This is a genomic window from Acinetobacter sp. GN11, assembly GCF_054823985.1.
Genome location: NZ_JRVL01000170.1, coordinates 1 through 5979 on the forward strand (window position 1 = coordinate 1; position 5979 = coordinate 5979).

The following is a 5979-nucleotide window of genomic DNA, read 5'->3' on the forward strand; positions in this document are numbered from 1 at the left end:
ATATAGAGAGAGTTCTGTGGTGACATCGAACTCTTGCGCACGCTTAGCCAGCTTAATTGCATCATCAACTAAAATTTCTTCACTACCAGCTTGAATTAATAAAGGCGGAAGATTTTTAAGATTAGCAAAAAGTGGGGAGATCAGTGGGTCATTTGCTTTAAATTCTCCACGATAACCGTCACCTCCGCGTTTTAATGCATAGCTTTTTATCATTGGGTCTCGTTTGATATTGTTGCGTACCGAAGGTGAACTCAAAGTAATATCTACATAAGGAGATATCATGATTATTCCTGCAGGTAATTCCTGTTGAGTATCTCTAAGCTCAATTGCTAAAGCTAATGCTAAAGCACATCCACCAGAGTCTCCTCCTAGAAAAATTTGTTTAGGTTCCCAGCCTTCGTTTATTAAATATTGATAGAAAGATTTCACATCATTTAACGCGGCAGGATAGGGATGTTCAGGAGCACGTCGATAATCAAGCATATAAACTTTTACATTCGCTCTTGCTGCAAACTCAGAAGATAAAGCTCTATGGGTTCTTGAGGAGCCAGCGAAAAAAGCGCCTCCATGGCAATGCAATAAAACACCTTGGACTTGTGCGTTGGGCAATGCAGTTTCAGCCTTAATCTTATTAAAGTTGAGGGGATCTTTAATTTCAATTTTATTAATTTTTACATCTGTTCTAGGCTTGAAAATGGATGAACCAAACTCCATTGCTCCACGTAAAATAGGGAACGGTAAAGGTAAGCCGCTTGCTAGTTTGAAGCTTAAGCGTAAACCAGCTTTTACAACAGATTCGGATATTTGATCAAATATATTCTGTTCCATGATATTTTCCTTTCCCATTTTTTAGCTTGCTTTTTGATTGCTATTAAATTGAAAATTTCTTTTGAATGCGATTGTATAATCCTCAAGATTACATTTAGCCAAACGCGATCTCATTTCAAATGTGGTCCATGGCCACAAAGTACTATTGCGCCCATTTTGGTCAATGAAATAACTGCTACACCCACCAGTATTCCAGACAGTATTTTGCAATGCGGCTTGTACTTCATCGTTATACTTATCTAAAACTTCTTTGCGAATTTCGATGGTAGCAATCTCGTCTTTACGGACTTTTTTAAGTGTGTCGATGATATAGGCCAGCTGAGCCTCAATGATAATGAGAGCCGATGAGCTAACGGCAATATTGGGTCCAAACATGACAAAAGCATTTGGACAACCCTCGACAACCGTTCCCAAATAGCCTTTAGCACTTCCTTGCCATACTTCATCCATTCTTTTGCCGTCTTTATTTCGGATTTGTTTTGCAATTGGAGGATTACTGACTTCAAATCCTGTACCAAAGATAATGGCGTCTACTTCATATTTTGTTCCATCACTAGCGATTAAAATATTGCCTTGTACTTCTTTAACTCCACTACGTAAGACATTTACATTCGGTTGAGCCAATGCCGGATACCAACGATTTGACTGTAAAATTCGCTTACAGCCAATTGTAAAATCGGGGAGTAGTTTCTCCCGTAATACAGGATCTTTAACTCCTAATTTAATATTCAATTTTGCTAATCTTTCAATTTGCTCAACAAGTTTAGGATGATGCATACTCGAATTTAGCGATTCAAAAATTCCGTACACTCCATAGCGTGTAAGCTTTTGGGTAATTGGAATAAATTTAAATAGTGTATGCGCAAATTTGGGTAAGGTCTGGTCCATCTTTGGAAGAACCCATTGAGGTGTACGTTGAAACAAAACTAGCTTTTCAACTTTAGATTGTATTTCTGGCACAAATTGAATTGCTGAAGCACCTGCACCAATCACTGCTACCTTTTTTCCAGTTAAATCAAAATTATGGTTCCATTCAGCAGAGTGAAAGCTCACGCCCTCAAACGTTTTAATACCCTCAATTTTTGGAAGTACTGGCTCATGCATTGGACCACCAGCCATAATCACAAATTGAGCGTGAATAGGACCGTTATTTGTATTTATAACCCAATGTTTAGCTTGAGAGTCCCAAGCACTTTCAAGCATTTCATAACCGAAGCGGACATATTTTTCGACATCAAATTTTTTAGCTACATCTTGAATGTATTCTTTAATTTCTTGTTGAGGTGCAAATACACGGCTCCATTTAGGATTAGGTGCAAATGAATAGGAATATAATGCGGAAGGCACATCACATGCGCAGCCAGGATAGGTGTTTGCTCTCCATACACCGCCAATTTCATGTGCTTTTTCTAATACGACAAAATCAGTAAAGCCAGCTTCTTGTAATTTGATTGCAGCCCCAAGTCCTGCAAAACCAGCACCAATAATAACGACTTGGAATTTTTCAACTTGATTCATAGTATTTATCCTTATTTTGTTTGAGCGAGTTGATTTAGGCGTTGGATATAAGATTTTCTGTCGTTTTGGTCTAGTCCTTTTAAAATACGGTCATCACCAATTAATTTGCGGAAACCAGTATTAAGCCAGAATGGAATGAGCCCATATGCTTTAGGTGTGTGGGTCAGGTAATTAGGGACAGCAATTTCAGAAATTTTATGTTCAACAGCTTTAATAATTGCATCAGCTACATCTTGAGGTTCAACCGTAGGAATGGGTAATCCATCTCCTGTACCCGATGATAATTCTGTTGCCACTTTTGAAGGTAAAACTGCGGAAAGGCCAATAGGTGTATCTCTTAATTCTTGTTGCATCGCCGAGGTTAAACCCACTACAGCAAATTTGGTCGCACAGTAAATACTCGCTCCGGGAATAGGGTATTTTCCAGCTAAAGATGCAACATTCACAATATGACCAGTTTGACGCTCAAGCATTTTAGGTAAAACTGCTTTCATGCCATGAATCACACCTCGTAAATTAATATCGATTTGTGCATCCGTAATGGCTTGAGTTTCTTCAATCATTGAACCCATAGGCATGATGCCGGCGTTATTGATAAGAATATCTATAGGACCAAGTTCTTTTTCGACTTGCTCTACAAATTCATGAAACGATTTTTGTAAGCGTACATCAAGGTAACCTCCATAACCTTGAACTTTAAAAGCAGCTTGTTTTGCCAGCTCTAAATCAATATCTCCTATAGCAACCTTTGCACCCAATTTCCTAAAAGCGAATGCTGTAGCTAATCCTATGCCACGTCCGCCACCTGTAATCAAAACAACCTTGTTCGAAAAAGCTGGTTTCTTGCTCATTTTTGTTCCTTTTCTTAGTCAAAAAAACACCAATTCGGAACATAATGTCACTAACGGAATTTAGTGTCAATTTTTGATTTTAATGTTCTATCGTTTTTTCCATAAAGTTCTGATAAAATTTTTGATATGAATAATCAAACAACTCTCTCGCGTGCTGAACGCCAACGTCTTCAATTACAAGCAGAAATTGTTGAAGCTGCCTTTCTTGAATTTTCTGAACGCGGTTATCATCAAACTGCGATTTCTGACATTGCAAAAAGGTTAGGGATAGGGCATGGGACTTTTTATCGTCATTTTGAGAATAAAAGAGATATTCTTGATAATGTAATTAGCGATACCATGTTAAAAATTACTGCTTTATTAGCTGATGAAAATGCACCTAATGCAGTATCTACACTTGATGACTATATTGCTCAATGCGAAAGGATTTCTTCAAAGTTTCAAGAGTTTGCGATAGAAAATCCGAATACACTCCGTTTAATTTTGTTGGAAGCTACTTCTATCGATAAGGAGATGAACGCCCAAATTAGTACCCTTCTGCAAGTAGGTGGACTTTTTACGGCAAACTATCTACAAAATGGAATAGATCGAGGTTATTTAAAATCTGACTTAGATACACAAATGACAGGACACGCAGTTGTAGGAATGATTATTGCGGGTGCCTTACAATTTTTATTGGCGAATCAAGACTCAAAATTTCTTAAACAATACAGTAAAGCAGCGATTGAACTTATGATGTCTGGAGTGGCTTCTAAAGGCACTTAATTAAAAAAGGTTTAGATTGGTTCTGGCTTATGCTTTATTGCAGATCGACATTCCATAATTAGAAAATGACATAGAGCACTTTGAAATGAAAAAGCTTGCAATAACTTTTGCTGTTTTAGCTCAATTATCGACCTACGGCTTAGCCAATGATTCTACGGGTTACGTTGGTACTGGTGGGATTCAATATCTCAAAAATTCGCAGATTGCCATGCAAAGCGAAGATCTATTTGTTAGTAAAAAACGAATTAAAGTCGACTACCTCTATAAAAACCTAAGCAATAAAGATGTAACTGAAACGATTTTATTTCCGCTACCACGCATTGATAATTTCTTTGAGTCTGACTTTGCTCACACTGAGGAGCTTTTAAAAAGTTTTAAGATCGTGGTGGATGGTAAAAATATTAAACCAGAAATGCACGTCAGAACGTTTATTCAAAAAGATGAAAAATCACCTCTGATTGATGCAACGGATGAGTTTAAGCAGTGCGGTTTTAGTGAAAAAGACATGCTTAATCCGTGGACCCGTACTAACTATGATTATGAATATTATGTAGATAAGCTAAAACAATGTAATACGCCAAAAATACAGAAAATTTTAGCTAATTTTAAAAAAGATGATGTAATTCCATGGTCATCTCAAGTGATCTATAGTTGGAAGCAGACCTTTAAAGCCAATAGTTTGACTAAAATTCAGCATGAATATAAACCTTTGGTGGGTGGTTCTGTTGCTCTCTATCCAGATGAAGATAGCCAGCAATTTTGTATGGATAAACAATTTAAGCAGGGCTTAAAAAAAGCCAGTTCAGAAAATTCGCCGTTTAGTGCACTCGGCTATATTTTGACGACGGGTGCAAATTGGGCAAAACCAATTGAAAATTTTAAGTTAACCATTGAGCGCGATAAAAATGAACTGGTTTCATTTTGTTGGAATGGACCCGTCAAAAAGATTAGCCCAACTCAATTTCAGATGACCAAAACCAAGTTTGTCCCTAAAAAAGACCTAGATATTATTCTTGTGAGAGTGAAATAAGCCAAACTCAAATAAAAATGAATAAATGGCTAGCCTAATCACGCTAAGAAATTCCATACTATAAAAGTAGAGGGATTTCTAATGCGGGATGAAACGTGAATTTAAAGAATCTGGAAGCTTTTTATTGGGTTGTGACTTTAAATAGCTTCAATAAGGCTGCAACTAAATTGCAAACCACCCAGCCTGCGGTATCTCAAAAAATCACATCTCTTGAAAATGAATTAGGCTTTAAAGTCTTAGATCGAAACTATCGGCAGTTTAAACCAACGCACAAAGGCTTAACTTTGTTTAAGTACGCCGAAAAATTTATGCGACTAGAAACAGATCTGGTGGCTGAACTCACTGAAAATCAGCATCTGACGGGTACAATTCGTTTAGGTGTTTCTGAAACAATTGTCTATACGTGGTTAGTCGAATATATCGAAAAGGTTCAACAAGAGTTTCCAAAAATTTCAGTAGAAATTGTGGTTGATCTGACACCTAACCTACAAGAAGGTGTTCGGACAGGTGACTTGGACATGGCTTTTTTGTTGGGGCCAACTTTGGCTTTTGAATGTATTGAACAGGCATTGTGTGACTTTGAGCTGAGCTTTTTGGCTTCACCGTCATTTAAGGGCTGTGTGGCTCAAATGTCTTTTAAAACTCTCATGTCTCATACCATTTTAACTTATCCAAAAATTACCTATCCCTATAAAGAATTGAAAGCCAGAATGAAAGAACAAGGGATTGATGAACCACTTTCAATTACCAGTTATTCATTGGCAACTTTATTGCGTTTAGCTGAGCAGGGCTTAGGCATTGCTGTCGTGCCGACCTTAACCGCTTTAAAAGAAATTACAGATGGTCGACTGGAAATATTAAATACACCCATTCAGTTAAAAACCTTTCATTTCACCTCGATCTACATTCAAGGAAATGACGTTGCCTTGAAAGAAAAATTGACAGAGGTTGCGGTTAAAGTCTCGGAAAGTGCCATGAAAAGCCTCA

General features: G+C 37.4%; 6 protein-coding genes. 3 read left to right on the plus strand and 3 right to left on the minus strand.

What is annotated here, in order from left to right; all coding sequences use genetic code 11:
* The 3 genes from NL42_RS14495 to NL42_RS14505 all read right to left on the minus strand — a co-directional run.
* The coding region (locus NL42_RS14495) for an alpha/beta hydrolase (protein ID WP_461313272.1) at positions 1 to 828 on the minus strand (828 nt) is incomplete at its 3' end.
* Between the two features lie 21 nt (positions 829 to 849).
* Positions 850 to 2346, minus strand: a complete 1497-nt coding sequence (locus NL42_RS14500) for a flavin-containing monooxygenase (protein ID WP_461313273.1) — start codon at positions 2344 to 2346, stop codon at positions 850 to 852.
* Between the two features lie 11 nt (positions 2347 to 2357).
* Positions 2358 to 3197, minus strand: a complete 840-nt coding sequence (locus NL42_RS14505; RefSeq protein ID WP_461313274.1) for an SDR family oxidoreductase — start codon at positions 3195 to 3197, stop codon at positions 2358 to 2360.
* A 126-nt stretch (positions 3198 to 3323) separates the two neighbouring features.
* On the opposite strand from NL42_RS14505, the gene NL42_RS14510 reads away from it, so the two are divergent.
* The 3 genes from NL42_RS14510 to mumR all read left to right on the plus strand — a co-directional run.
* Entirely contained in the window at positions 3324 to 3962 is a 639-nt protein-coding gene (locus tag NL42_RS14510) for a TetR/AcrR family transcriptional regulator (RefSeq protein WP_461313275.1), read from the plus strand.
* An 85-nt stretch (positions 3963 to 4047) separates the two neighbouring features.
* The gene (locus tag NL42_RS14515; protein WP_461313276.1) at positions 4048 to 4992 is read left to right on the plus strand and encodes a DUF4424 family protein; all 945 of its coding nucleotides are present in this window, start codon (positions 4048 to 4050) and stop codon (positions 4990 to 4992) included.
* A gap of 95 nt (positions 4993 to 5087) precedes the next feature.
* The coding region (gene mumR / locus NL42_RS14520) for a LysR family transcriptional regulator MumR (RefSeq protein WP_461313277.1) at positions 5088 to 5979 on the plus strand (892 nt) is incomplete at its 3' end.